Annotated in this window: 22 protein-coding genes; 16 read left to right on the plus strand and 6 right to left on the minus strand. The window is 47.2% G+C overall.

Annotated features, from left to right (window positions below; translation table 11 throughout):
• Nucleotides 1-16: 16 nt before the first annotated feature.
• The 5 genes from IY568_RS10390 (at nucleotide 17) to IY568_RS10410 (ending at nucleotide 2,980) form a co-directional block, all read left to right on the plus strand.
• Nucleotides 17-223 (plus strand): PspC domain-containing protein, encoded by a 207-nt coding sequence (locus tag IY568_RS10390; protein ID WP_125558869.1) that lies wholly within the window; start codon nucleotides 17-19, stop codon nucleotides 221-223.
• An 8-nt stretch (nucleotides 224-231) separates the two neighbouring features.
• Nucleotides 232-555: a hypothetical protein gene (locus IY568_RS10395; protein WP_125558871.1), complete on the plus strand. Its 324-nt coding sequence runs from the start codon at nucleotides 232-234 to the stop codon at nucleotides 553-555.
• Nucleotides 556-694: 139 nt separating this feature from the next.
• Entirely contained in the window at nucleotides 695-1,207 is a 513-nt protein-coding gene (locus IY568_RS10400) for a copper chaperone PCu(A)C (protein ID WP_125558873.1), read from the plus strand.
• Between the two features lie 8 nt (nucleotides 1,208-1,215).
• On the plus strand, nucleotides 1,216-2,214 hold the full coding sequence (locus IY568_RS10405; RefSeq protein WP_125558875.1) for a DUF2333 family protein: 999 nt from the start codon (nucleotides 1,216-1,218) through the stop codon (nucleotides 2,212-2,214).
• A gap of 4 nt (nucleotides 2,215-2,218) precedes the next feature.
• Nucleotides 2,219-2,980 (plus strand): TIGR04219 family outer membrane beta-barrel protein, encoded by a 762-nt coding sequence (locus tag IY568_RS10410; protein ID WP_125558877.1) that lies wholly within the window; start codon nucleotides 2,219-2,221, stop codon nucleotides 2,978-2,980.
• 62 nt (nucleotides 2,981-3,042) lie between these two features.
• Here IY568_RS10410 and IY568_RS10415 read toward each other — a convergent pair whose 3' ends face one another.
• Together IY568_RS10415 and IY568_RS10420 are read right to left on the minus strand one after the other, a co-directional pair.
• Nucleotides 3,043-3,924 (minus strand): TIGR03899 family protein, encoded by an 882-nt coding sequence (locus IY568_RS10415; RefSeq protein WP_125558879.1) that lies wholly within the window; start codon nucleotides 3,922-3,924, stop codon nucleotides 3,043-3,045.
• Nucleotides 3,921-4,451 (minus strand): hypothetical protein, encoded by a 531-nt coding sequence (locus IY568_RS10420; RefSeq protein WP_125558881.1) that lies wholly within the window; start codon nucleotides 4,449-4,451, stop codon nucleotides 3,921-3,923. Before IY568_RS10420 ends, IY568_RS10415 begins: the two co-directional genes overlap by 4 nt.
• A gap of 184 nt (nucleotides 4,452-4,635) precedes the next feature.
• Here IY568_RS10420 and IY568_RS10425 point away from each other — a divergent pair, with 184 nt between their 5' ends.
• Both IY568_RS10425 and IY568_RS10430 read left to right on the plus strand, forming a co-directional pair.
• On the plus strand, nucleotides 4,636-6,822 hold the full coding sequence (locus IY568_RS10425) for an EAL domain-containing protein (RefSeq protein WP_194867501.1): 2,187 nt from the start codon (nucleotides 4,636-4,638) through the stop codon (nucleotides 6,820-6,822).
• A 63-nt stretch (nucleotides 6,823-6,885) separates the two neighbouring features.
• On the plus strand, nucleotides 6,886-9,075 hold the full coding sequence (locus IY568_RS10430) for a YgiQ family radical SAM protein (RefSeq protein ID WP_125558885.1): 2,190 nt from the start codon (nucleotides 6,886-6,888) through the stop codon (nucleotides 9,073-9,075).
• A gap of 44 nt (nucleotides 9,076-9,119) precedes the next feature.
• Here IY568_RS10430 and IY568_RS10435 read toward each other — a convergent pair whose 3' ends face one another.
• From IY568_RS10435 to coaBC, 3 genes are all read right to left on the minus strand, one after another.
• Nucleotides 9,120-11,879, minus strand: coding sequence for an alpha/beta hydrolase family protein (locus tag IY568_RS10435; protein WP_194867502.1), 2,760 nt, complete (start codon nucleotides 11,877-11,879; stop codon nucleotides 9,120-9,122).
• A gap of 150 nt (nucleotides 11,880-12,029) precedes the next feature.
• Nucleotides 12,030-12,620: a nucleoid occlusion factor SlmA gene (gene slmA, locus IY568_RS10440; RefSeq protein WP_010383685.1), complete on the minus strand. Its 591-nt coding sequence runs from the start codon at nucleotides 12,618-12,620 to the stop codon at nucleotides 12,030-12,032.
• A 156-nt stretch (nucleotides 12,621-12,776) separates the two neighbouring features.
• Complete coding sequence (gene coaBC, locus IY568_RS10445) at nucleotides 12,777-13,976, minus strand: bifunctional phosphopantothenoylcysteine decarboxylase/phosphopantothenate--cysteine ligase CoaBC (RefSeq protein ID WP_194867503.1); 1,200 nt, start codon at nucleotides 13,974-13,976, stop codon at nucleotides 12,777-12,779.
• A gap of 126 nt (nucleotides 13,977-14,102) precedes the next feature.
• Between coaBC and radC the strand changes: the two genes are divergently transcribed.
• From radC to rpmG, 3 genes are all read left to right on the plus strand, one after another.
• On the plus strand, nucleotides 14,103-14,777 hold the full coding sequence (gene radC / locus IY568_RS10450) for a RadC family protein (protein WP_194867504.1): 675 nt from the start codon (nucleotides 14,103-14,105) through the stop codon (nucleotides 14,775-14,777).
• A gap of 277 nt (nucleotides 14,778-15,054) precedes the next feature.
• Nucleotides 15,055-15,291 (plus strand): 50S ribosomal protein L28, encoded by a 237-nt coding sequence (gene rpmB / locus IY568_RS10455; protein WP_010383680.1) that lies wholly within the window; start codon nucleotides 15,055-15,057, stop codon nucleotides 15,289-15,291.
• Nucleotides 15,292-15,303: 12 nt separating this feature from the next.
• Nucleotides 15,304-15,459, plus strand: coding sequence for a 50S ribosomal protein L33 (rpmG, locus tag IY568_RS10460; RefSeq protein WP_005493124.1), 156 nt, complete (start codon nucleotides 15,304-15,306; stop codon nucleotides 15,457-15,459).
• 438 nt (nucleotides 15,460-15,897) lie between these two features.
• Here rpmG and IY568_RS10465 read toward each other — a convergent pair whose 3' ends face one another.
• Nucleotides 15,898-16,818: a manganese-dependent inorganic pyrophosphatase gene (locus IY568_RS10465; RefSeq protein WP_125558893.1), complete on the minus strand. Its 921-nt coding sequence runs from the start codon at nucleotides 16,816-16,818 to the stop codon at nucleotides 15,898-15,900.
• Between the two features lie 222 nt (nucleotides 16,819-17,040).
• Here IY568_RS10465 and IY568_RS10470 point away from each other — a divergent pair, with 222 nt between their 5' ends.
• From IY568_RS10470 to IY568_RS10495, 6 genes are all read left to right on the plus strand, one after another.
• The gene (locus tag IY568_RS10470) at nucleotides 17,041-18,666 is read left to right on the plus strand and encodes a DKNYY domain-containing protein (RefSeq protein WP_194867505.1); all 1,626 of its coding nucleotides are present in this window, start codon (nucleotides 17,041-17,043) and stop codon (nucleotides 18,664-18,666) included.
• A gap of 86 nt (nucleotides 18,667-18,752) precedes the next feature.
• Complete coding sequence (locus tag IY568_RS10475; protein ID WP_194867506.1) at nucleotides 18,753-19,946, plus strand: cation:proton antiporter; 1,194 nt, start codon at nucleotides 18,753-18,755, stop codon at nucleotides 19,944-19,946.
• A gap of 98 nt (nucleotides 19,947-20,044) precedes the next feature.
• Nucleotides 20,045-21,790, plus strand: a complete 1,746-nt coding sequence (locus IY568_RS10480) for an alkaline phosphatase (protein WP_194867507.1) — start codon at nucleotides 20,045-20,047, stop codon at nucleotides 21,788-21,790.
• Between the two features lie 228 nt (nucleotides 21,791-22,018).
• A complete protein-coding gene (locus IY568_RS10485) occupies nucleotides 22,019-22,339 on the plus strand; it encodes a hypothetical protein (RefSeq protein ID WP_194867508.1) in 321 nt (106 codons plus the stop codon).
• 674 nt (nucleotides 22,340-23,013) lie between these two features.
• Nucleotides 23,014-23,307: a hypothetical protein gene (locus IY568_RS10490; protein WP_194867509.1), complete on the plus strand. Its 294-nt coding sequence runs from the start codon at nucleotides 23,014-23,016 to the stop codon at nucleotides 23,305-23,307.
• A gap of 286 nt (nucleotides 23,308-23,593) precedes the next feature.
• Nucleotides 23,594-24,352 carry a hypothetical protein gene (locus IY568_RS10495; RefSeq protein WP_194867510.1) on the plus strand — a complete coding sequence of 253 codons (759 nt, stop codon included), beginning with the start codon at nucleotides 23,594-23,596 and terminating at the stop codon, nucleotides 24,350-24,352.
• Nucleotides 24,353-24,524 lie beyond the last annotated feature (172 nt).

Genomic DNA, 24,524 nt, shown 5'->3' on the forward strand with positions numbered 1-24,524 from the left:
AATGAGGAGAACTCTGATGACAGAACATGATACTTATTACAATACAACACGCTCGCAACCACCCCGTAAAAAACTGGGTGGGGTATGTAGCAAGCTGGCAAACAGACTGGATATGCCAACCTGGTTGGTTCGCCTAATCACAGTGTTGTTGGCATTAAAAGCACCTGTGTTAGTTGCGATGGCGTACTTTATCGCCTGGATAATGCTGTCGGAGCGTACTTAGGGGGCATTATGAAAGCGGCATTGATCTTATTGATTGGCTTGGTTGTGTTATCGGCGTTTTCCTGGGTGTCCTCTCCCTTGGCCTGGTTTAGTGTGCCAGAGGTCATTTTGGATGTGAGTTGGGTCGGGATTGAAATGCTTAGCCTGTTTGTCGCGATGATCGCCGTTTTTGCCTTACTGGCATTGCTGAGCATAGGATTGTTTGGCGTGATATTAGTTGTGCTCATTGGGCTAGTGTTAGCATTACTATTTAACTCGGTGCTGATTGCCATTCCGCTATTGTTTCTGGTTGCAATAGGCTGGTTGGTGAGCGATAAGCAGGCGCTATGTTAAGGCGTCTGGCCAGAGGTGCTGTATTAAGGTGTAGCACCTTTGCGAGTGCGTGCGGCTGTAAAGAAATGGTGATGAAAGCGCGTTAAACTAGGGGCAATGTGGTATAGTAAACGGACTATACTCAACAAGGAAAGCGCTTATGATCAAAAATTTAGCCTTTTTTATGCTGTGTTCATTGCCTTGGATGTCACAGGCACATCCGGACCACACGCATGGCGAATCTCATCACCATGCGCACGCCGAACAGGGCGTAGTGCAACTGACGCACGCAACACTGCGTGACTTTTTGCCCGCGGCCAGCTCTACTGCCGGTTACTTCACACTTGCCAATAACAGCCAACAAGCGGTGACACTAGTCAAAGCTGAAATTGAAGGGCTTGGGCGAGTGGAGGTCCACGAACACGCACATGTTAATGGCATGATGCGCATGCAAAAGATAGAAAAACTGGAGATTGCGCCTAACAGTCAAGTTGAGTTTAAGCCTGGTGGCTATCACCTGATGGCATTTGAGCCGACCAAACCATTAAAAGTAGGCGAAAATCGTAAACTTACACTATATTTTGCTGATGGCAATCGCGTCTATGGCTTGATTGAAGTGGTGTCGCTTAAAGCGCAGATGCATAACGCGAAAAATGGACATCAGCATCACTAGGAGTATTGATGGATCACAACACACACAATCACATGGGTAAGATTTGGGCTGGCCTGGTCGCAGTATTGCTGCTGGGGTATGGCCTCGCAATTTACTGGAGTGTTGAGCCCGACCAGTTCGATGTGGTCGGCAGTGCTAAACGTCATGCTGAGCAATCAAATACCCAGCTGGTGACGGGCTATGTGACGACCCATACTTTAATCACAGTATCGCAAACTTTACTCGATAAACCCGGTGGTTATTTGTCTAATGACGTACTACCACCCAGTGTGATGATGGATAACATGCCGGCATGGGAATATGGTGCGCTTGAGATGGTGCGCGATATGGCCTTGTCTATGCGCAAAGATTTTAGTCGCTCTCAGTCGCAATCGACTGAACATCCCAGCCTGAAAAAAGCCCAGCCACAATTTAACATTAGTTCCACGGCGTGGTTATGGCCCAGTGCAGAAGGGGAGTATCGTACTGGTATTGCTCACCTTAATGATTACCTGCTACAAATTTCCAACCCGGCCGATCAAACTAGTCAGTTTTATGCCCGTGCGGATAATCTCAGAGGCTGGCTAAAAGAAGCGGAAAAACGGATGGGGAGTTTAAGCCAACGATTGAGTGCCAGTGTCGGTCAGGATAGGCTGAACACCGATCTGGCAGGTGACAGTGCTGCTAATCAGGCAACCTATGCGGCGAATCACCATGAAGTGAAAACATCATGGTGGAAGATTGATGATGTATTTTATGAATCTCGCGGTGCCACCTGGGCCCTGTTACACTTTTTAAGAGCGGTAGAATACGACTTTGCGGATGTGCTCGAGAAGAAAAATGCAAAAGTGAGCCTGCAACAGATTATTCGGGAACTTGAAGCCACACAGGAGACCGTGTGGAGCCCGATGATTTTAAATGGTAGTGGTTTTGGATTGGTAGCCAATCACTCACTGGTGATGGCGAACTATATTTCCCGAGCCAATGCGGCTCTTATTGAACTCAGTGAACTTTTAGCGCAAGGATAAATAAATGAAAAAGTACTGTTTAGCGGCAGCCTTATCTCTGGCCTGCCTCGCACCTGCAGCACAAGCAGACACTCTGTTAGGTCTGTACCTAGGTGGTGAAGCGTGGGGCGCAGAGCCTGAAGGTAGCTTTGCGAACAAGGGTAATCAGCAAGACTTTGACTTTTCTGATAAAAACTTCTCAAGCTTCTACGCCGCGCTTGAGCACCCGGTACCACTCGTCCCGAACGTTAAGCTCAAATATACCGAGTTACAACTAGATGGTTCTGCGGTACTAAATGAAACCTTCGACTTCGGTGATAAAAGCTTCACCGTGGGCGGTACGGTAAATACCGTGGGTGATTTAGACCACATGGATTACATCTTGTATTACGAGCTGTTTGATAACGATTTGATTTCGTTCGACTTTGGTTTAAATGCTAAGCATTTTGATGGCGAGATCAGCGTAACGGGTTTTGCCAATGGTGAAACCACTACAGAGACTGTCGACTTTTCAGGTTTTATCCCACTGGGTTATCTGAGAGGGGAAGTGGGTTTGCCACTGACCGGGTTGAGTGTGTTTGCTGAAGGCAGCTTGCTGGCAATTGATGACAGTAAGATCCAGGACTTCCAGATTGGGGTCGCCTGGGAGTTCATCGATAATATGGCTGTCGATGTAGCAGTTCGTGCGGGTTATCGTTCTATGGTCGTCGAATTGGATGACGTTGATGACATCACTACAGATATCGATGCATCAGGTCCATTTGCTGGCTTGCAGGTGCACTTCTAACTAGACCGTTTAGCAGGAATGTATCAAGGGGCTATTTGTTGCTTTGATACATTCCCCATTCTTCAGGTACCCCAGGTCAGGGTAAACTCCTCTTCCAGAGCTTTTGAAAGTAATTGCCTGTAGGTCTTATTGACAGGTGTATTGATCAGCTTTTTTAGCTCATCGCCAGTTTGCGTCAGTTTGTAATAACTCAGCACCAGATCGTTGCTGTTGGCTTCGATGGCAAGGTGTTTACCCTGATAGGCGAGCGTCAGCGACTGGCCCTTTTGCAGGTTGGCAGATTCAATCTCTTGTCGATAAATGAGGTTAATGTCCATTAGCGTCAGAATATGAGGAAAGCTCAACCCTGCCTGAGCCAGATTCAGTGATTCTTTTGTGCCTTTTCGAAGTAAATCAAACAGCGAAGGCTTTTTATAAAAGCCCAGTAAAATTAAATAACTGTCTTCTTTCTCAAGGTAGCCACATAAGGAGGCACACCGCTGCAGGGCATCCGCTTCCTTCTGTGTCATCTGTTTCAATGTTTGCAAGCTTTTGATTGAAAAGGTGCCCGGTGCGATTGACTCACCAACCAGGATTTTCGCCCAGAGTTTCTGCATGGCGCTATTGGCAATATCTTCTGCCAGGGCAATAAAATGCTCCAGCCAATCGGGGTCCGGACGCCCCCGGCTGGTAACATCCGGGCACAAGGTCAGTGACATCCCCATAATGGACTCGATATTGCGTTGTTGTGCAATACGCTGCAATTGATTGCGTTTCAGTGCGCGTTTGAGCACCCCATGTTCACTGCGGACAATAAATTGATTTTGATTGGGGTTAGGCGTTTGCGCAAAGCGTCGGTCTTCGGATTGAATCGCAGCTTTGGGCTGTTTGATCATGGCATATCCCAGTTTCTCTTCGATAAGAAGGGCTAAACTGGAACGGGCCTGGGCATTTTTTATTGTCATACCGCTCCTTGTGCGCGCAGTTTTAACTGGCTGATCAGCTGGTTCATCATTAATTTGAGTTGTTGTTCTGTATAATAGGCCGCAAAACGCGCATAGAGTCCTCCGATTAACGGTGTGTGGTTCTCACCTTGGGCGCTGAGCTGCAGCTCCAATATATCGGCTTGTGGCTTGAGTAATAGCTCGATATGTGCGACATGCTCAGCATTGAATCTGAGTTGTACCGTTACGTGCTGTTGGCTCAGGCTCAGTACTGTGACTTCTGCCAGCCCCCAGGGGTGTTGCAATTCACCATACCCTCCGACCTGGCTGGCGTTAGTCAGAAAGAGCAGCTGTAAATCGGCTTGCGGCGTCAATAATCCTTGCCAGTGGTTGGCATCTAAATAGGTTTTTACCGTTTGCAGGTCATTGATGGTGATCCGTTGTGTTGTCTGCGCCCGGTAGTCAGAGGGAAGTAAAGCGGTGACCACAACCAGGCCGAATATCAAAACAATGCTGAACGTGAATGTCCGAAAAATTGTTGCTGTCATAACCTGCATAGAGCCGCTATATTATTTAGTTAACGAGCACAAGTTGTTGAACATCGACTATAATATTACTTGAGTGTTAACGGGTATGGATCTTGATAGTAAAAACCTATCATAATTTAAAAGATAACACATAGGCAAATATGCCATGTGCGCAGAAACTAAGTAGTTGAACATAAGGTTGATGATGGCGTCAGAACAAGAAGAGTTTTTGTTTGCGGATCAAGACTCAACGCATGACTCACAAGAAACGGTCAGCGCGTATTGGGATGTACTGGTTGTGGACGACGATCCGGAGATCCATTCGGTCACAAAACTGGCTTTATCCGGCGTAGAGTTCTGGGGGCGCGCGCTCAAATTTCATCATGCTTATTCGGGCAAAGAAGCACTTGAGGTTTTGTCACAGCATCCCGAAATTTGCATCTTGTTACTCGATGTCGTGATGGAAAGTGATGATGCGGGTCTGTCGGTGGTAAAGAAAGTGCGTGATGAGTTCGGTAACTACGCCGTGCGAATTATTTTGCGTACAGGGCAACCGGGCTATGCCCCCGAAGAAAAAGTCATTCGTGAATACGACATCAATGACTACAAAATGAAAACCGAGCTGACCCGTGGGAAGCTGGTTACCTCTTTATTGACGGCCATTCGGTCCTATCAACAAATCTGCGAGCTCGAACAACAAAGTGTGGCATTGACCAATATTCTGGAGGCATCTCATGCGATCCTGGGCCACACGGATATGCCCTCTTTTGGTCTGTCTGTGGTCAACCAGTTGGCTAAGATCCTGGGCTCAGAGCCACATGGTCTGGTGGCTGGTGCGATAGAGAAAGACGCAAAGGTGCTGGTCTTCGGCGGTACACAACCTTATTTAGCACACATTGGCCAGGGGTTGGAGCAGATAGATAACGGCAGAGTGATCATGCAAGTACAAAACTGCTTTGATATGGATGCTCATCAGCAAACCGATCACGACGTGACCTTTTTACTACAAGGTAAAAATCGCCGTGCCGCTATTTATCTTGAACTGGCAGAGCCACCCAATGCGGCGCAGATGCAGTTTGCAGAAATCTTTTTAACCAATGTCAGTGTGGGCCTCGATAATATTAAGCTGATCAATGAACTGCGCGATGTTGCCTATAAAGATGCGCTGACCCGTCTGCCGAACCGGGCAAACTTTGTCGATCAGATAGCCCAGTATTATAAACCAGAGCAAGATCAGCTGGTATTCGTGTTGATTGATATTGCGCAGTTTTCGGATATCAACAATGGCTTAGGCCAGGAAGTGGGCAATTTGCTGCTATTGGCTGTTAAAGAGCGCTTGCAGCAGGAATGCCCACAGGGAGAATTATTGTCGCGTATTGGTGCTGATGTATTTGGGGTACTGTTACCCAAGCAAAGTTTCGACGAAACCCTGTTTTTAGACGCGCTCACTGTGCCCTATCAGGTTGGTGAGCATGTACTGACAATGCATTTTCATATTGGCGTATGTTGTCAAATTGACTTTTCACCACAAGGCCTGGAAACCTTGAAACTGGCTTATATTGCTCTGAACCAGGCAAAGCAAGGGCGCCAAACGCTCAACTGGTATAGCTCTGATCTGGAAGAAAAAATGGCCTGGCGATTAGGTTTGATCCGCCAGCTTCGACAAGATTTTGAACAAAGAAAGCTAGAGGTCTGGTATCAACCTCAGTTGTGTTTACAAACCATGACGGTAATTGGGTGTGAGGCCTTATTGAGGTGGCCCACCGGCAAGGGGGATTACATTTCGCCTGCGGTATTTGTGCCCTTGGCAGAAGATGCCGGGCTGATTGTCGAAATTGGCCAGTGGGTGCTGGAGCAGGCATGTATGATGCAGAAGCAGCTGAGTTCACTGGGGCATGATATCAGTGTGGCCGTCAATGTCTCTGTGCCGCAGTTTAAGGTCTCCAATTATGCACAGCAGGTTAAACAAACCATTCTGGATCATGATGTTGAGCCACAAAAAATTGAGCTTGAAGTCACGGAAAGCGTGGTGATGGATGAAATTAATACTGTGGTACATACTTTGAGTGAGCTGAAGTCCTTTGGGGTGGAAGTCGCTATTGATGATTTTGGCACTGGCTTCTCTTCATTGAGTTATTTACAAAAGCTGCCACTTGCCAGACTTAAAATTGATCGGGCATTTGTGAAAGGGATCCCGCACGAAGACTCAGGCGCTATTGCCGAGCTGGTGATTTCCTTAGGCCGCCATTTGGGCCTTAAAACCATTGCTGAGGGTGTGGAAACGCAAGAACAAGCCGATATTTTGCGTGCATTGGGATGTAATGAAGTACAAGGGTTTTTCTTTGCCAGACCTATGGCTGAAGCCGATTTACTGGCGTATTTGAAAAGCTAGTACTGGGAAGCTATGGTGCTTTTTAGTATAATCCGCTTCTTTTTTCAGCATTGAGCCGTCATCATGAATGCGTTACAGGCCGAGCGCCCGCTTTTTTCTTACCCCAAGTACTGGGCCGAATGTTATGGTCCAGCCCCGTTTCTTCCTACCAGCCGCGCCGAGATGGATGCGCTGGGCTGGGATAGCTGCGATATCATCATAGTGACCGGTGATGCCTATGTGGATCACCCCAGTTTTGGTATGGCAGTGATAGGCCGGGTGTTAGAAGCGCAGGGCTTTCGTGTCGGGATCATCGCGCAGCCGGACTGGTCCAGCAAAGACGCCTTTATGAGTCTGGGCAAACCGAACCTGTTCTTTGGTGTGACTGCGGGCAACATGGACTCGATGATAAACCGCTATACAGCGGAAAAGCGCATTCGTCACGATGATGCTTACACGCCGGGCAATGTCGGTGGTAAACGTCCGGATCGTGCTGTTGTGGTATACAGTCAACGCTGTCGCGAGGCCTACAAAGACGTACCTTTGGTGATTGGGGGGATTGAAGCCAGTTTGCGTCGGATTGCACACTATGATTATTGGCAGGAAAAAGTGCGCCGCAGTATCATCTTTGATGCCAAAGCAGACTTACTGATCTACGGCAATGCCGAGCGCCCGTTGGTTGAGGTGGCGCATCGTATCGCGAATGGAGAATCGATTGATACCATACAGGATGTGCGCGGCACCGCGGTGATCCGTAAGGAGCCGTTGCCTGAGTGGCGCGGTAGCGACTCAACGGCAATCGATAAAATAGGCAAAATTGATCCTATCCCAAACCCTTACGGCGCTGATGATGTTGGTTGTAGTAAGTCAGAATTTGTACAGGCTGAAAAAGCGCAGGATGCAGCTCAGGCTCAACCTATTATGGTGCAACCTCCCCGCCTGAAACCCTGGGAAAAAGTCTACGTTAAGTTGCCTGCTTATGAGCAGGTGAGTGTCAATAAACCGCTATATGCGCATGCATCCAGGATTTTGCACCAGGAAACCAATCCGGGTTGTGCCCGGGCCTTGTTCCAGCGTCATGGCGATCGCAGTGTGTGGGTCAACCCTCCTGCTTATCCGCTTGAAACGGACGAAATGGATGAGGTCTTTGGTTTGCCATATCAGCGCATTCCTCACCCAAGCTACGGGGAAGAAAAGATCCCGGCCTACGACATGATCAAAACATCGGTGAACATCATGCGCGGGTGTTTTGGTGGGTGTAGTTTCTGCTCTATTACTGAGCATGAAGGGCGCATTATTCAGAGCCGATCTGAGCAGTCGATCATTGATGAAATTGAGCAGATCCGCGATAAAGTGCCTGGATTTACCGGCGTGATTTCAGATTTGGGTGGCCCGACGGCCAACATGTATAAGTTGCGCTGTAAGAGTAAAAAGGCGGAAAGCACCTGCCGTCGGCTGTCGTGTGTGTATCCGGATATCTGTAAGCACATGGACACAGATCATACTCCGACCATAGAACTATATCGCAAGGCACGTGACGTTGAAGGGGTGAAAAAGATCCTCATCGCCTCGGGTGTGCGTTACGACCTGGCCATTGAAGATCCGCGTTATGTCAAAGAGCTGGTAACCCACCATGTTGGCGGTTATTTAAAAATTGCGCCTGAGCACACTGAGCAGGGACCTTTGTCTAAAATGATGAAGCCTGGCATGGGCACCTATGACAAGTTCAAAGAGTTATTTGATAAATACTCTAAAGAAGCGGGTAAAAAGCAGTATCTGATCCCTTATTTTATCTCAGCACACCCGGGCACCAAAGATGAAGACATGGTCAACATGGCGCTATGGCTAAAAGCCCATGACTTTAAATTGGATCAGGTGCAAAACTTCTATCCGTCACCGATGGCAAATGCAACCACCATCTATCATACCGAGATGAACTCGTTGCGTAACATCAAAAATAACAAAGAAGTGGTGGCTGTGCCTAAAGGGGCGAAGCAACGCCGTCTGCATAAAGCCATTTTGCGTTACCACGATCCGGCTGGCTGGCCGATGATCCGCGAGGCCCTGAAGAAAATGGGCAAGGCGAATCTCATTGGTCGCGGGCCACAGTGCTTGGTACCTGAGGCCGGTCGCAGCGAAGGCAAAGGGAGTACCCGACGCAAACCGGGCACGAAAGCGCTGACGCGCCACAGCGGCTTTGGCCAGTTTAATCAGGCCAATACCAAGCCCAGAGTGGGCAAGAACAAGCCCTCAGGCCGCGCAGCAAAACGCTAGCGCCTAAAGTAAAGAAAAAGCCGCTATGTAGCGGCTTTTTTAATTTAATCACTGCTCTCTTTGCGATAAGGGATCCCTGACTTGATCCAGTTGGCAGCAGGTTTACCCATCAGGTAGTGATCAAAGTAGTCTTTCATGCGAACAGAGTAGTCCACCTGATTCGGGAATTGTTTCAGGTGGTGCGGCTCGCCTTCGTACTGTAAGAAGATAGCATCTTTGTTGTGACGGCGCAGTGCAAGATAGTATTGGATCCCCTCCTGCCATGGTACTGCGCCATCTTTGTCACCAAACATCAACAGAATGGGTGTGTTAACCCTGTCAGCGTAGAACACCGGCGAGTTTTCAATATACAGCTCAGGTGCTTCGGTCAGTGTCTTGCCGATGCGGCTTTGCCCGGTTTCATACTGGAACTGACGTGCCAGACCTGATTTCAGACGAATGCCACTGTAGGCCGAGGTCATATTCGACACCGGCGCACCGGACACCACGGCTTTAAACATATCCGTTTGAGTGACGGCAAAGGCGCTTTGGTAGCCTGCCCAGGAGTGTCCCTGAAGGCCAATTTTATCTGGATCGGCAATCCCTAAATCAATGAGCTTTTGCGCCGCGTTCACTAAGGTTTGGGTGGATGAGCGGCCCGGATAACCAATTTCGAAGCGAATGTCTGGCAGGAAGATGGCATAGCCGTTAGAGGTAAACATCGGCAAGTTAGGTCTGTGATTTAGTACCATATGTGGGAAGTCGTACATACGCTGACTCATATAACGGTAGAAGTAGAAGACTACCGGTACTTTTTTACCTGGCTGATAGTCCGCAGGCTTGATCAGCACCCCTTGTAAGGGCTCGCCATTATAACCCTGATACTGTACCAGTTCCGGCTTTTGTCCCCACGCAAAGGTGCTGAGCTGAGGATTCAGGTTGGTGATTTGATGACGCTGACTAAAGGTACTGTTGGTTTGCCACAGATCCGGAAATTCATGGTAACTCTGTCTGGTAAAAAGCAGCGTATCCGTTTGTTTGGCTTTTTCTAGTAAGCTGTATTTTGCTTCACCTGAAGTCAGGGTGGTTAGTTTGCCTGTGGCCAAGTTGAGCCTGGCAATGTGTGTTTGTTTGTTGGCAAGGCTATGTGCCGACAGGTAGACCTGTTCATCAGCAGCGAAGCCGACAAAGTCTTTATCCAGTTTGATCACCCGGTATTGTGTCTGGGTTTCCTTGCCTCGTGTCAGACGTTTTGCCTGAGCCGTTTTGCTATCAAAGGCCCAGATATCGAATTTACTGTAGGCATACAGTGTACTGCCATCTTGTTGCCAGCCTGCAAATCCGTATCCTGGATTGGGTTCTGGATAGTCGTGACGGTCATCTGCAAACAGTGCGTCGCGAACGGCCTTGCTAATGGCGGTTTCTTTTTGTGCATGCAGATCTTTAAGCCAAAGCTGATCATTCAGGAAATAGGCTGCATGCTGACCGGTTGGCGATAGCGTCGGACGATTCGAGCTCTCTTTGACGATAAAGCTGCGTGCACCAGTGGCAACCTGTACGGCATAATAATCCGCATAGAAGCCTTTATACATGATCTGTTTCAGGTATGGCTGATCATTGCTGGCCAGCAGGAAGTCGGCTTCAGGATTTAAGGTAATATCACGGGCTGTTTCATCACTTAGCTGGGCAACACGCTGGCTTCCCAGGTGATAAACTGCCTGATAGTTGCGTTCCCGGTTAGTTTCCTCCCAGGTATTAATCTCCCGGGGTTTAATCTGGGCATCCTCATTATGCCAGACCTTCAGGCCTGATTGAGCCATAATAGTATCAAGGTCGGTCAGTGATGCCTGATCCTGATATTTTTTCTCGTCAGGTTTTGTGGAAAGTAACGGGCGGTTCTCAAAATAGAGCCGCTCTCCTTGCTCTGACCAGCTTAATGCGGCAGATTTTGCACTATACCAGCCCTGCGGCTGAGGCACTTGTGTGAAGCGATCTACTTTGGCATCCCATAGCCGCACTTGATAAGCACGGCGGCGTGTATCGTCATTGACATAATTGCCTTCGGTAAAGGCCACCAGTGATGAGTAGGGGTGCCAGGCGATCGCGGACAAAGTGATGCCAGGCTCTTCTATTAATACGCTGGCCTGTGCCCGGCTCAAATCAAAATACTGAATTTGGTTATCAGCACCGTCTTCGCTATGCTGGCTCATGAGTACGCCATATTCCGCGGGGCTCAAGGCATAGCGGCCAACCTGCTCAAACTGATACTGCTGCTGTGAGGTTAAATCCACAATCACCAGAGGATAGGTTTTGTCTTTCTTGTCTGCCGGGAGCGCACTGTCGGTGTTTTTCTCTGCTTTATCTGATTTATCGGCTTCCACATCCTGTCGATAGGCCAGCCAGCGGCCATCGTCGCTCAGTTGATAGTCTTTAACAGCGTCAAAAGTGCGTTGTTCACCACTGTGCGTATTGACCAGCACCAGCGCGCGCTTAAGCTTTTTACGCGCTTTTTTGTCTGTGGTTTCTGACGTCAGCAGGCTTGGAACTTGAGTGAAAGCAGCCCAGTTGCCCGCACGATTGAGGCGGGCTTTGGTGCCGCGTTCGACACTGGCAATTAATTTCTTGCTACTGAGGTCATACACCTGTCCTGTGCTGTCTCCCCGATAGGGTTGCGCGCTTAGTGCGACAAATCGCCCGTCTTCTGACAAGACCCGGCCCTGGGCGTATTTAAAGTCAAATACATCATTGAATTCCAGGCTGGGTTTGGCTGCGAGGCTGGTTGCTGAAAACAGGGCGGCCGTGAGTAAAGATTTGGCAAACGTCATAATATGATTCTTGTTCGATAGGAATTGTAACTTTGTAACACTTTTATCTGAGAGACTAAACTGTGCTGCGTTGGGTGTGAGAAAAAACTGGATAAAGCCAGGCGGGCTGTGCCCACCTGACAAGGTTTGCAATAATCTGCAGCAAGCGGGTTACGCCAGCCAGATACGCTGTAACTCTTGCCAGTGGCTGGCAAAGTTGGCCGCTGGCTTGGCTTTAAAGTCACTGCGCACAAACTGGTTCATTTTACCTTCAACATAAGCTAAGAAAAAGTTCGCCAAAGCCGCTTCATCACTGGCAAAGGTTTTGCCTTCGCGCAACTTACGTTCACGGAGCACTTGTTTGAATTGAGTTTCGAGTTTTTCGAACAATCCCTGAACACGTTCGCGCAACCTTTCCTGCTCACCCTGAAGCGCATCTCCGGTCAGAATACGGGTGATCCCAGGGTTCTTTTCTGAGAAAGTGAGTAACAGCATCAGGATATTGTAGATACGACTTTGGGTTTCTTTTTCGTTTTCCAGGATTAAATTGATCCGTGACAGCAAAGTGTCTTCAATAAACTCGATCAGCCCCTCGAACATGCGGGCTTTACTTGGAAAGTGACGATACAGTGCGGCTTCAGATACGCCGACTTCTGTCGCCAGTTTGGCGGTGGTAATACGCTGCCCTGGACTGGTTTCAAGCATTTGCGCAAGGGATTGAAGTATTTGCTCTTTGCGATTACTGCGTTTAGTCGCTGGCATGAGGTTTCCTTTATGATTATCGTTATTTTAGTAGGAGCGGGCTCAATAGTGGCCTGTCGCTGTGCTCGCCTGAGCGACTACTTACAGAGCCCTAAACTCAATTATCTGGCCATGTTAATGCTTTATTCAGCTTCTTTCCAGTCTTTTAACATGAACTTAATTAAGTTTACCGGCAATTGCTTTGACGACAGTAAGTGCTAACTCCGACTTACTTGCCAGTGGTAAAGATTGTTGCGCATTATCCCAAAACAGGGTCAGCGCATTGTTATTAGCATTAAAGCCAATCCCTTCCTGGCTGACATCATTGGCGCAGATCATATCTAACCCTTTGTTTTTCAGTTTGCCTTGTGCGTATTGGGCCACATCTTGCGTTTCTGCGGCAAAGCCGACGGTATAGGGCCGGTGTGCTTTTAGTGCAGCAACGTCAGCAATGATGTCCGGATTTTTCACCAGTGTCAGAGTCATTTCATCGCCCTGCTTTTTAATTTTTTGCTCGGCGATATCTGCGGCACGATAATCCGCAACGGCTGCACAGCCAATGAAGACATCTGAACCGGGCGCCAGTGACATCGCGGCCTGATGCATATCCTGTGCACTGCTTACAGCGTGCACTGTACAGCCATGTGGCGGTGTGAGTGTGACCGGGCCTGAGATAAGATGTACGTCAGCGCCCAGCGCCAGTGCGGCTTCAGCCAGTGCATAGCCCATTTTGCCAGAGCTGTGGTTACTGATATAACGCACCGGGTCGAGCGCTTCACGGGTTGGGCCTGCTGTGATGGTCACCGTTTTACCGGCCAGTATAGGGGCTTCAGGGGTGAGTGCATCTAACGCCAGTGACACCAGTTGATGGGGTTCCAGCATCCGGCCTTTGCCGACATCTCCACAGGCCTGCTCGCCCTGGCCTGGTCCCCAAATAGTTACGCCCCGAGCTGCTAGTGTGGAGAGATTCGCTTGCGTGGCAAGGTGTGCATACATTTGCTGATTCATAGCGGGTGCAATGGCAACTGGGGCAGGGGTTGCCAGCAACAAGGTTGTGAGCAGATCATCGGCAATGCCTGCGGCCATTTTGGCGATGATATTGCTGCTGGCTGGTGCGACTAAAACCAGATCGGCCCACTTGGCCAGCTCGATATGGCCCATGGCGGCTTCGGCTGCCGGATCAAGCAGAGAATCTGCGACGGGTTCGCCCGATACCGCTTGCATGGTCAGAGGAGTAATGAACTGTTTTGCAGATTCAGTCATGACGACTTTGACGTCACAGTGATGGTCTTTTAATCGTCGTACCAGTTCGGCACATTTATAGGCGGCGATCCCACCGCTGATCCCCAGAAGAATACGCTTGTGTGTTTGGCTCATGCTCGGCCCCTGCAAATTAAAACTAGCGCTAAGATAACATAGCCCACCCCGGGTTTTGAATTATTCTGCCAGCTGTCTACACTCAGAAAGTCACAGTGACGTGACGGATACCAACAAGGAGGAAACATGCAGTTGATGGCAATGCCTAAAATGCAGCGGCCCAGAGAGCGCCTGCTAAGCAGTGGTGCCAGTGCACTCAGTGATGCTGAGCTACTGGCTATTTTCTTACGCACCGGGGTTGCGGGGATGAATGCAATTGAGCTGGCTCAGTCGCTGATTGATCAAAGCGGCTCTTTGCAGGAGTTAATGAACGTAACGTGCAGTGAGTTTTGCCAATACAAAGGTGTTGGCGAAGCCAAATATGTGCAGTTGCAGGCGGTACTGGAGCTTAGCCGGCGTTATTTATTGGAAGACGTGGTACGTGATACGAAGTTTGGTTCACCTCAGGCAGTCAGCGATTATCTTAAAATACAGCTTAAAGGGCTGCATCATGAGGTTTTCATGGCACTGTTTTTAGATAACCAGAATCGTCTGATCCGTGATGAAGTGTTGTTTTCCGGCACCATTAATGCTGCCAGTGTCTATCCGAGAGAAGTCGTGAAGGCGGCGCTGAAGTACAATGCTGCTGCTTTGATTTTTGCCCACAACCATCCCTCCGGGGTCGCCGAACCCAGTGAAGCTGACAGGTTGATCACCAATAAATTGCAGCGAGCGTTGGCGCTGGTGGATATTCAGGTACATGATCACTTAATTGTGGCTGGTAGCTGTTGTCTTTCATTTGCGCAAAGAGGGCTGTTGTAGCAGGGGAGGAGCCGTATTTGGCGTGTTTCAGCGCGCTTTCCCAGCATAAATTAAAAATAGTTTAATTTAAATGCAGTTTTTACTTTCCTAAGCGGCCATGGATCATTATAATTGGCCGCTATCAAATTTACCAATGAGCTGATTAGGATATCATCAGATCCTTGAACTCTGCCTGTAAATACTGTATAAAGAGCGCCCTTTGATTTTACCCTGGGCACACAGTTTGAAGGCCTAAGGGGAAATTAAGCTCGAGCGAAGTTATTGGAGATATATAGACATGTCTAAAGTCTGTCAAGTTACAGGTAAGCGCCCGGTTGTTGGTAACAACCGTTCACACGCGCGCAACGCAACTAAGCGTCGTTTCCTACCTAACCTGCAAACACACCGTTTCTGGGTTGAAAGCGAAAAGCGCTTTGTTACTCTACGCACTACTACTAAAGGTATGCGTATCATCGATAAAAAAGGCATCGACGCGGTATTGACTGATATCCGTGCTCGCGGCGAAAAAGTATAAGGAGCTTAAATCATGCGTGATAAGATCCGTCTAGTTTCTACTGCTGGTACTGGTTATTTCTACACTACCGACAAGAACAAGCGTAACATGCCTGAAAAAATGGAGATCAAAAAGTACGATCCTAAAGTACGTAAGCACGTGATCTTCAAAGAAGCGAAAATCAAGTAATTCGTTTTCAGATTTGAAAAACCCAGCTCAGGCTGGGTTTTTTATTGCCTGCCTTTTATGCCTGCCAATATATCCTGCTGGTGGTTCCAGCTCAGTCGCAATTTTTGCCGCTGCTTTGAGCTTTGCACTGAGTTTAATGCTGGTTAGCAAACTCACACATTTGCAGTCTGTGGTTGTGGTCCGTTATGTGGTTGCTAGCTTTGCTCCGCAATTCTCTTGCGCCAACTGGTGGGGTGCAGTGTCTTATCGGATCAGCGCTCAGAAATTTGACTCGTGGACCCTGAGAAGCCTGGCCAACACCATGTGTGCAATTTTTTTCTATCAGTGTCAGGGGAAGTTTAGCAATACGAAAGGGCATACATCGCCTGCTGCGCACAGCAACCGGGCAAAAAAAGCCCTGACTGGATCAGGGCTTTTTTGGGATTTGTTTAGCAAGGTTTATGCGAATGCATCTTGCAGTGGTGGAACGACCTGCTTTTTACGGCTCAGTACGCCATCCAGCCACACTCGGCTATTTTCAGGTGTGACCTGATAGGCGGTTGCCACAATGCTTTCGTCGTCAGAGGCGATCAGCATTTGTGAGCCTTCTTGCATAATGTCGGTTAATAGCAGTAATACTGAGTGACGGCCACCTTCTTCTTTCAGCTTGGCAATATCGGCTTCTAGATCGGCTTTGATGTCATCGAATACTGACAGGTCAATGACCTCCAGCTGACCAATACCAACCAGGTTGCCATTCATGTTGAAGTCTTTAAAGTCACGCATGACCAAATCGCGCGCCGGTGTGCCTTCTACTGCTGATTTTACTTTGAACATTTCCATGCCCAGAGCTTTAAAATCTTCGATGCCCGCGATTTCCGCGAGTGCTTCCACACATTTAATGTCTGCGGTGGTGCACGTTGGTGATTTGAAGATCACGGTATCGCTCAGGATCGCACACATCATCAGGCCAGCGATCCCCTGTGGGATTTCAACGCCATAGAAGTCGTACATCATTTTTATGATGGTATTACTACAACCGACCGGACGGATCCAGCACTCAAGCGGGGTTGAGGTAGTCAGATCACCCAGTTTGTGGTGATCAACCACACCCACTACTGTGGCTTCATCGATGTCGTCTGGCGCTTGTGTTTTCTCTGTATGGTCAACGATATACACTTCTTCGCCAGCGTAGCTAAGCTTTAATTCAGGGGCTTCAAAGCCAAAGCGGTCAAGGATAAATTGCGTCTCAGGAGAGACATCGCCCAAACGTGTTGGGATCGCTTCTTCACCGATTTGATTCTTCAGGTAAGCCAGTGCAATTGCACCACAAATTGAATCTGAGTCTGGGATCTTGTGTCCCACTACAAACATTGCCATTGACGGTTCTCCAAAAAAATTTGTCGCCATTCTAGCAAAAATTAACCACAAGATAACAGTATAAGCTGGGCTAATCGCAGCTTTTTCAAGTCAGACCTGGGTGTGATAGTCGATTGTGAATAGAGAGGCCTTTATACAGTGGACCTTAAAAGGGAATGTTGTTTCGTTTGGGAGAAACCATGAGTAAACTGACATCATCTCGTGACGCTCAGGGTACCTGACATGACTAATCGACTGCTACTCTTGCTGACAGCCCTTATGCTTGTGGGTTGTAACACCACGGCACCTGAACGGGGCTATATCGTCAATACTAAGACCAATCAGGTTCTATATGGAGACAGGATAGGACCGGGTGGGCAAACCTCGGTTACTCGGTCGCTCAACAATGTTGATCCGGCCACTTTTGAGGTGATCGATCGTTTTGGCTATGCCAAAGACAAGCATCTGGTGTTTAAATCCGGGGGTTCTATCCCGTTCGCAGATCCCGCTACTTTTCGTAAACTCTCACAGTATTATGCGGCAGATAAACGGTATGTGTATTTCAAGGGGGAAATTGTCCGTGGTGCGAATCCCGATAATGTGCAGGTAATCGACGACAAGTGGAGCTATCGGGGCTATTTGCTCAGTGATAATAAGGTTTATCTGGGAACAGACAAAGTCTTTACCCCTTGTGATATAGATACGTTTAAGGTCTTCGACGTCGGTGGATTTGCTAAAGACCGAGAATGCGTCTTTTTCGAAGGGGAGCGCGTGACAGGTGCGTCAGCAAAATCATTTCGAGGGTTGTACATTGACTATGGGGCCGATCACCAGCACGTATATTACCAAACTAAAAGAGTTAAAGGGCTTAATGTAAAAGACTTTCGTAAATTAAGCGCTGAGTATGCGAAAGACAAAAAGCACATTTATTTTCACGAGCAGCTGACTACTATTTCACCGGAAGGATTCAAGACGTTTGATGGTGCATACGCGAAAAATGATCAACACGTCTTTTACCAGGGGAATATTTTGCAGGGGGCCGATCCTGACACGTTCAGAGTGTATTATTTTGGGGTGATGGCCAAGGACAAATCATACTGTTACCACAAAGGAAAGCGCACAGAGTGCGAAAAAAAGGATGAGTCATTGTCACAGCAGGAGCGTCAGGAAAACGGACTCAAGCGGTTTCTTGAGATACAGAATAAGTCTTTGGCGAAGAATGCAAAAGAGCTGCCTGCGCGTATTCGAGATCTGAAATTGGCCCTGAATCATCGCTATCTGACCCCGGATAATGTGAATGATATAGACTTGAGTAAACTCCCCATAGGTTTCCATTTTAGATGGATTGATACTTCTTTGGCTGACCGGAGCGTGATGTATGAGCTACGCAGTATGGAGAATGACATCGCTACTTTTGCATTGCACTCAAATAACTTGAGGGGAGCGCTTTTTGAGAAACGCTCTCGTGACGGTAAGGTATTGAGTGACTCAGAGATGAAATTAAGTGCCGCCTTTAGTTATCAGTATACGCCTGGCAAGTGTCTCTATAAATTGGGAAAGTGTGAACAGGAGATAACCCCTTTAGTGACGGCAGATGCACTGACAAACAGCTTACTTCAGTTGTCACCTGAAAACCCTCAGGGGAAATTGTACCTGAATGAACAGATTGAACTGGTCAAGCTTCAGCAACACGCGCCTACTGGCGGACCGTATCATATCAGTTATGACGATGGGGTTTGGACCCGGATTGATGAGCGAGGAGATAAAGAACTCTTTATGTTTGATGAGTTCGGTTTACCGGTGTTGCATTTTCGTGAGCAAGATGGCCAACCCGTTGATTTGTGGTATCGCAAGTTTGAGCCAAAATGAGGCTAAGTTGCAAGTCCGCCTGTGTAATAGGTGATAAGTAAACCTATTATCTACTCGTGATTATAACATTGCCAAGGAGGCGTTGAGTGGAAACAACCTATCTGGTGCTGGCCTGGCTGGGGCTGGCCATTTTTCTCTACTCCATTATCATTCGTCAGTTGCAACGGGCTGAATTTACCGGACCAATGTGGTTCGTGCTGTTTGGTTGTGCCCTGGGTTGGTATTTTCAGGACTCGCTGGCTCTGAAGGTGGGCACGTTGCGCGAGTTTTTGCCTTTGGTTGAATTGATCCTGGCTATTTTTTTGTTTTCTGATGCGGCAAAAACTCGGCTCAGGGTCTTATTACATTCCTATCAACTGCCCTTGTTACTGCTGCTTGCGCTGCCGTTGACTATGGGGGTTGCGGCGCTTGGCGCTTATGCGTTGTTGTCTTTGCCCTGGTTGAGCTGTTTTATTCTGGCGATTATGCTGACTCCCACTGATGCGGCCTTGTGCCAGAGCTTTATTCAGGAAAAGCGAGTACCGGCTCAACTTCGTGAGGCCATTAATGTTGAAAGCGGCCTGAATGATGGCCTATGTGTACCGGTTTTTCTGTTTTTACTGGGTAGCAGCCTGTATACCCAGCAACCCGCCGAGCGCTCACTGGCAGCGTTATTTTTGCACGAGGTGGGTCTTGCTTTTGTTGTTGCGTTATTGTTAACGGTTGTGGCTGTATACCTGATAAAATTGACCTATCGTCATCATTTCTTTGCTGCTAAAAGCAGTCCGTTTTTATTTGTTGGCATTGCTATAGCTGTGTTTTCTGTCACGCAATTACTCGGTGGCAGCGGGTTTATCGCGGTGTTTATCAGTGGTTTGTTGTTTGATTATGGCTTTCGTGATGATCTTAAAGACAAGCTGATAGAAGAAAGCGAACAGATAGCTGAGCTGGCCGCTTATATTTTGTGGGTTATCTTTGGGATCAGTGCCAGTATTTTGCTGTTTACGACGTTTGACTGGCGGATATGGGCATATGCTACGCTGGCTGTGGCCGTATTTCGGTTCTTTCCCGTAATTTTGTTATTATTGGCTTCCGGGCTGGGCTGGCGTGAGCGCGTGGTGCTTGCCTGGTTCGGGCCGAAAGGGCTGGCTTCTGTTGTATTAAGCCTGATGCTGCTAGGCTCAGATCTCCCTCACAGCCTTTTCATCACTAAAATTACGACTGCCACTGTGTTGCTGAGTATCTTTATTTTCGGTGTGAGCGGTCACCTTGCAGGAGCTTTTTTGATTAAAAAACAATAGTGCCGGAACAAAAAATGTCACTCAGGTGAAATAAAAAAGTCATCAAGTGTCCCTAGACTGTGCCGCGGCTCAGATGATTACGTTTTAGGAACACTACAATGAATAAAAAGCTATTAGCAGTGGCGGTATCTGCCGTCTTATTGACCGCATGTAACGATGACGATACCAAAACGGTCGAAGTCGTAAAGGAAGTCGAAGTTGCAAAAGAAGTGGTTAAAGAAGTCGAAGTCGTTCAGGAAGTTGAAGTAGTTAAAGAAGTTGAAGTAGTTAAAGAAGTTGAGAAAGAGGTAGAAGTGCCTCCGACGCCTGTCACTCAGGTTAAGAATGTTATCTTGATGATTGGCGATGGTATGGGTGCTCAGCAGGTGGGTTTACTTGAAGAGTATGCTCGTCGCGCACCTAACTCAACATATAATAACAAAAACAACCAAACTGCTCTGTCCAAACTTGCTGCCGGTGGCCATCTGGGCTTATCTCTTAACGCACCTCATGGTGAAAATGGCAGCCTGGTTGTAGACTCGGCGTGTTCTGCAACTCAGCTGGCAACTGGTAAAGCATCGGGCTCAGAGATGATTGGCCTGGATGACCAGGGTTACGTTATTGAAACAATCCTTGAAAAAGCGAAAAAAGCTGGCAAAGCGACAGGCTTGGTATCTGATACCCGCTTAACACACGCAACGCCAGCGGCGTTTGCCGCGCACCAGCCACACCGTTCATTAGAACCTGAAATTGCTGTTGAAATGGTAGAAAGTGGCATGGTTGATGTTATGTTGTCTGGTGGTGCACGTGTCTTTATCCCTTCTGATATCAAAGAAGATGCTGCTGATCAGAAAATACTGGCGGATCTGGGCATGCCTGCCAGTGTCTATAAAAAATCTAAGCGCAGTGATGACCGTAATGTTGTTGTTGAAGCGAAAGACAAGCATGGCTATGCGCTGGCATTTGATAAGGCGCAATTAGCGAAAACGGATACCAACAAACTGCTTGGTTTGTTTGCCAACTCAGGTATGGCGGATGGTATTGCTTACAGAGACTGTAAAGCAGATGACAGCTGTACACAGCCGTCTCTAAAAGAGATGACGGTTAAAGCGCTGGATATTCTGTCCAAAGATGAAGACGGCTTCTTCCTGATGATTGAAGGCGGCCAGATTGACTGGGCAGGCCATGCAAATGATGCCGGCTGGATGCTGAATGAACTACTGAAGTTCGATGAAGCGGTTGAAGCTGTTCATGAGTGGGCGAAAGAGCGCACTGATACGCTGGTATTGGTCACCGCTGACCATGAAACTGGTAGCTTTGGTTTTAGTTACTCAAGCCATAACAAGCCAGAGGGCGTTATGTTGCCAGGTGATGGCATGCAAGGCGCTGAATATAAGCCGAAGTTTAACTTTGGTGGATTAGGCATCCTGGATACTTTGTATGCGCAAGCGGGCACTTTCTACGATGTACTGGGTGAAGTGAATGGTGACTATAACTATAGTGATGCGACAGATCAGCAATGGAAAACAGCCATTGAGAAGTACACGCCATACACAGTGACATTAGAAGAAGCGGCAAAAGTGAATGCGTCTGACACTCTGAATAGCAGCAACTACCCATTGCCTAAATTTGAAGACTTCTCTGACTTCTATGTCTATGACACTGAAGACTTTACAGCAAAAATTGGTCGTGTTGTGGCGAAGCAGCAAAACGTAGTATGGGGCACTGGTACTCACACAGCTGCACCAGTACCTGTCTATGCCTTTGGTCCGCAAGGTGTTACTGAGCAGTTCTCAACATTACAGCACCATGTTGACATCGGCACTAAGATGATTAAAGCACTGGGCTTGGCTGACGCTGAGTAAGCACCGGTTTTTAAGGATAATCCATAATAACAAACATAAAAGATCGTCAGATCTTATTGGGCCACAGCATTGCTGTGGCCTTTTTTGTTTGTCTGGCTTGTGGATGTCATGCGTTACTTTCAGGCAAAAATGAAGTTTCAATTTTTACAGTGGTACTCTATTTTATTGATATTAGGTACAATATTTATTGAAATTATTTCGTAACTTCTAAAGATAGGATCAAAAAATATGAAAAAAATATTGTTACTGCTAACAGCATTGTCCACTTTCAGTGTTAGTGCTGGTGAAGTATGGCGCTGGAATACCAAAGTCAAAGCGCTAAGAACCTATGGTGGAGGGTTTTCCCAGTACGCTTGCTTCACCATAGAGGCAAGCGCCCCCTCTCTTTGCTTTGATTTAGAGCAACCAGGCGGAAAAGAAAAGTATTCCACTTTGCTAACTGCCAAGGTAGCGGGTCTTCCTGTCGATGTTTCATACTATGATGACCGAAAAGTGCCCGTTAATTTTTGGTTCTCAAACCAGCTTGCTTTCAACATCTGGCTCAGATAAGCCGTTGCAGTAAGTGTAATCCCCTAGAAGCAGTGCTTTACGCTTATGAAATGCGGGCCAAGTTGAGCTCAATATCTACTTCTTAAATTGGCCCTGCTTGCAGTAAATGGAGCACTTCCGCGTATATCCGCTTCATTTTTGTTTGTCTGAAAAAATTGCAGACACCTATTCAACATTGCAAGTTTGATGGAGTGGGCAATCTGAACTGACGCGACCTGAGCTGATTTGTACTCAAATTAGTAAAGTCTCGAGCACATAGTGAATTCAAGTAAAGGTGACTGATGTGGGTGTTCTTTTTATGGTTTCTGTAATTTTAACAGTCTGCCACAGTGCTGTTAAGTTTTACGATTTGGTTCAAAGTTATCGTTATATCTACATGATTCAGCTTGGCGCGTTTTTTACAAGTTTTTCTGTTGCTGAACGTTTCTTGAGTGAAAATGATGAACACTTTATCCTGGGATGTATAGGGTTCCTACTTACTATTCTCAATTTGTATTTAATGTTCTTTAAGAGGCGAAACTAGACTGTGTCGCGTGAAGATAAGAGTTATATGGACAGTCACCTAAAATTGGCGTGCGGATTGTACGCTATGTTTTGCGTCCTTGGAGGATAACTATATCTAAATTATACTAAGAGTCCCTGGGGCTTGTTAAAGGTGGTGCAGGAGTTAAGGTTTGACAGATTTAGTATTTTTTATAAGTTTCTTTTTTGTAATGGGCATATCGATAAGGGGCTATTTTCTGGCTAGTAGGCTGAGGGATGAGCTGGATATAGAAAAGGGCACAATGGAGCTTTATTATTTGATTAACTCAGAAGCATTGGGTAACTCCAAGCAATCATTCCTCAAGCTTGATAGTAGCAAAAAACTGGCTTTATACCGCTCTTGTATAAAAAACACGAGGCTTTCCATGGTTGTTATATTTTCTTGCACACTTTTCGTAATGCTCGCAGAGGCTGGTGGTTGGTAGTTGAGTGGTTTTACTTTCATTGCAAGTGTGAGATTTCCCCTTATCCGTGGGCGCTTTTAAGATTTAAAACTAAAGGTATTGTAACTGTACCACTGTGATTATGTTGCAACCATTGGACTTTCGTGTGGAGCTTAATCGTGGAGCATGGCTTTACTTACAACAAGGTTCGCATTGTGCTCAGTTGCCTGATTTCAGATAGTAAGTGTGACATTTTTGGAGCACATGGAAGAGTGAGCCATTGCTGAAAGTGATATGCTCTTTTTATTGAGACAAAAAGGAATAAGCTGTGCAGTTTGGGTTTTTAATGCGTACTTTGGGTGGTGACTGGATTAGAACAGGAATGAGTTATCGGGGCTTTTTTACCCCTGCTATTTTTTATACTGTATGTTCTTTATTCGTGCTTCATGTACATGCGTTTGATTTGAATGTTTCGATTCCTTCAAAAACGCTTTGTCAGAAATTGGAAGAAGGTGGGGCTCTGGATCAGAAGGCGCCTGATTTAAACCGACCACACATGAATGATCTTTTTATAAGTCAATTGAATACCTTTGGTCGATGCCTTTATAAAAAAGGAAAAGAAAAGGAGGCGATTGAGTTTTGGCTACTTGCGTCGTCTTATGGCTCTGAACATGGCGCTGAACTTGCCGGCAGTTACCTGTTTAATCACGCCAGCAGCGCTACAGAGCTATTGTCGGCGATGTCAATTTTGAGAGGGATGGGCCGGTCAAATACAAGGGCGCTCAATCGGTTTCATATTCAATCAGCGCTGGCGATACTAAAAGGTGAGTATCTTAATAAAAGCAATAAACTGGCACTGTACAACCTTTACACTGCGATGAAAAATGGCTCTGCTGAAGCCGCCTATCTTATTGCATACTTTAAAGAGACAGGGATTTTTCCAAATAAAAACAAGCAATACGCAGAAGAATATTGGATAGCGATCGGAGACAAGCTACTTGGGGAGTCTGCATATAAAGTGTTTACCCATGAGGCGATATTGAGTGATTTGTATGGGGCGTCACTAAGGCAGCTAATAGAGAAATAGGGCAAAGGCCGTTTGTAATGTATTTAAAGGATAAATTAACGCTGGTAGGCCTGGCTGTCGGGGCAATTGCTATGGTTGTATATTGGGGCTTTATGGAAAGTAGAGAACCTGTTTCTTCCACTGGTACGCTGCAGCAATATGAATGCAGATATTTTGGGGGAAAGGGTAAAAA

It is taken from the genome of Pseudoalteromonas sp. PPB1, from assembly GCF_015356275.1.
Classification (GTDB): Bacteria; Pseudomonadota; Gammaproteobacteria; order Enterobacterales; family Alteromonadaceae; genus Pseudoalteromonas; species Pseudoalteromonas rubra_D.

Bases quoted from the DNA above. Each gene is read 5' to 3' on its own strand.
- IY568_RS10390 (WP_125558869.1), top strand. From the start codon at position 17: ATGACAGAACATGATACTTATTACAATACAACACGCTCGCAACCACCC.
- IY568_RS10395 (WP_125558871.1), top strand. From the start codon at position 232: ATGAAAGCGGCATTGATCTTATTGATTGGCTTGGTTGTGTTATCGGCG.
- IY568_RS10400 (WP_125558873.1), top strand. From the start codon at position 695: ATGATCAAAAATTTAGCCTTTTTTATGCTGTGTTCATTGCCTTGGATG.
- IY568_RS10405 (WP_125558875.1), top strand. From the start codon at position 1,216: ATGGATCACAACACACACAATCACATGGGTAAGATTTGGGCTGGCCTG.
- IY568_RS10410 (WP_125558877.1), top strand. From the start codon at position 2,219: ATGAAAAAGTACTGTTTAGCGGCAGCCTTATCTCTGGCCTGCCTCGCA.
- IY568_RS10415 (WP_125558879.1), bottom strand. From the start codon at position 3,924: ATGACAATAAAAAATGCCCAGGCCCGTTCCAGTTTAGCCCTTCTTATC.
- IY568_RS10420 (WP_125558881.1), bottom strand. From the start codon at position 4,451: ATGACAGCAACAATTTTTCGGACATTCACGTTCAGCATTGTTTTGATA.
- IY568_RS10425 (WP_194867501.1), top strand. From the start codon at position 4,636: ATGGCGTCAGAACAAGAAGAGTTTTTGTTTGCGGATCAAGACTCAACG.
- IY568_RS10430 (WP_125558885.1), top strand. From the start codon at position 6,886: ATGAATGCGTTACAGGCCGAGCGCCCGCTTTTTTCTTACCCCAAGTAC.
- IY568_RS10435 (WP_194867502.1), bottom strand. From the start codon at position 11,879: ATGACGTTTGCCAAATCTTTACTCACGGCCGCCCTGTTTTCAGCAACC.
- slmA (WP_010383685.1), bottom strand. From the start codon at position 12,620: ATGCCAGCGACTAAACGCAGTAATCGCAAAGAGCAAATACTTCAATCC.
- coaBC (WP_194867503.1), bottom strand. From the start codon at position 13,976: ATGAGCCAAACACACAAGCGTATTCTTCTGGGGATCAGCGGTGGGATC.
- radC (WP_194867504.1), top strand. From the start codon at position 14,103: ATGCAGTTGATGGCAATGCCTAAAATGCAGCGGCCCAGAGAGCGCCTG.
- rpmB (WP_010383680.1), top strand. From the start codon at position 15,055: ATGTCTAAAGTCTGTCAAGTTACAGGTAAGCGCCCGGTTGTTGGTAAC.
- rpmG (WP_005493124.1), top strand. From the start codon at position 15,304: ATGCGTGATAAGATCCGTCTAGTTTCTACTGCTGGTACTGGTTATTTC.
- IY568_RS10465 (WP_125558893.1), bottom strand. From the start codon at position 16,818: ATGGCAATGTTTGTAGTGGGACACAAGATCCCAGACTCAGATTCAATT.
- IY568_RS10470 (WP_194867505.1), top strand. From the start codon at position 17,041: ATGACTAATCGACTGCTACTCTTGCTGACAGCCCTTATGCTTGTGGGT.
- IY568_RS10480 (WP_194867507.1), top strand. From the start codon at position 20,045: ATGAATAAAAAGCTATTAGCAGTGGCGGTATCTGCCGTCTTATTGACC.
- IY568_RS10485 (WP_194867508.1), top strand. From the start codon at position 22,019: ATGAAAAAAATATTGTTACTGCTAACAGCATTGTCCACTTTCAGTGTT.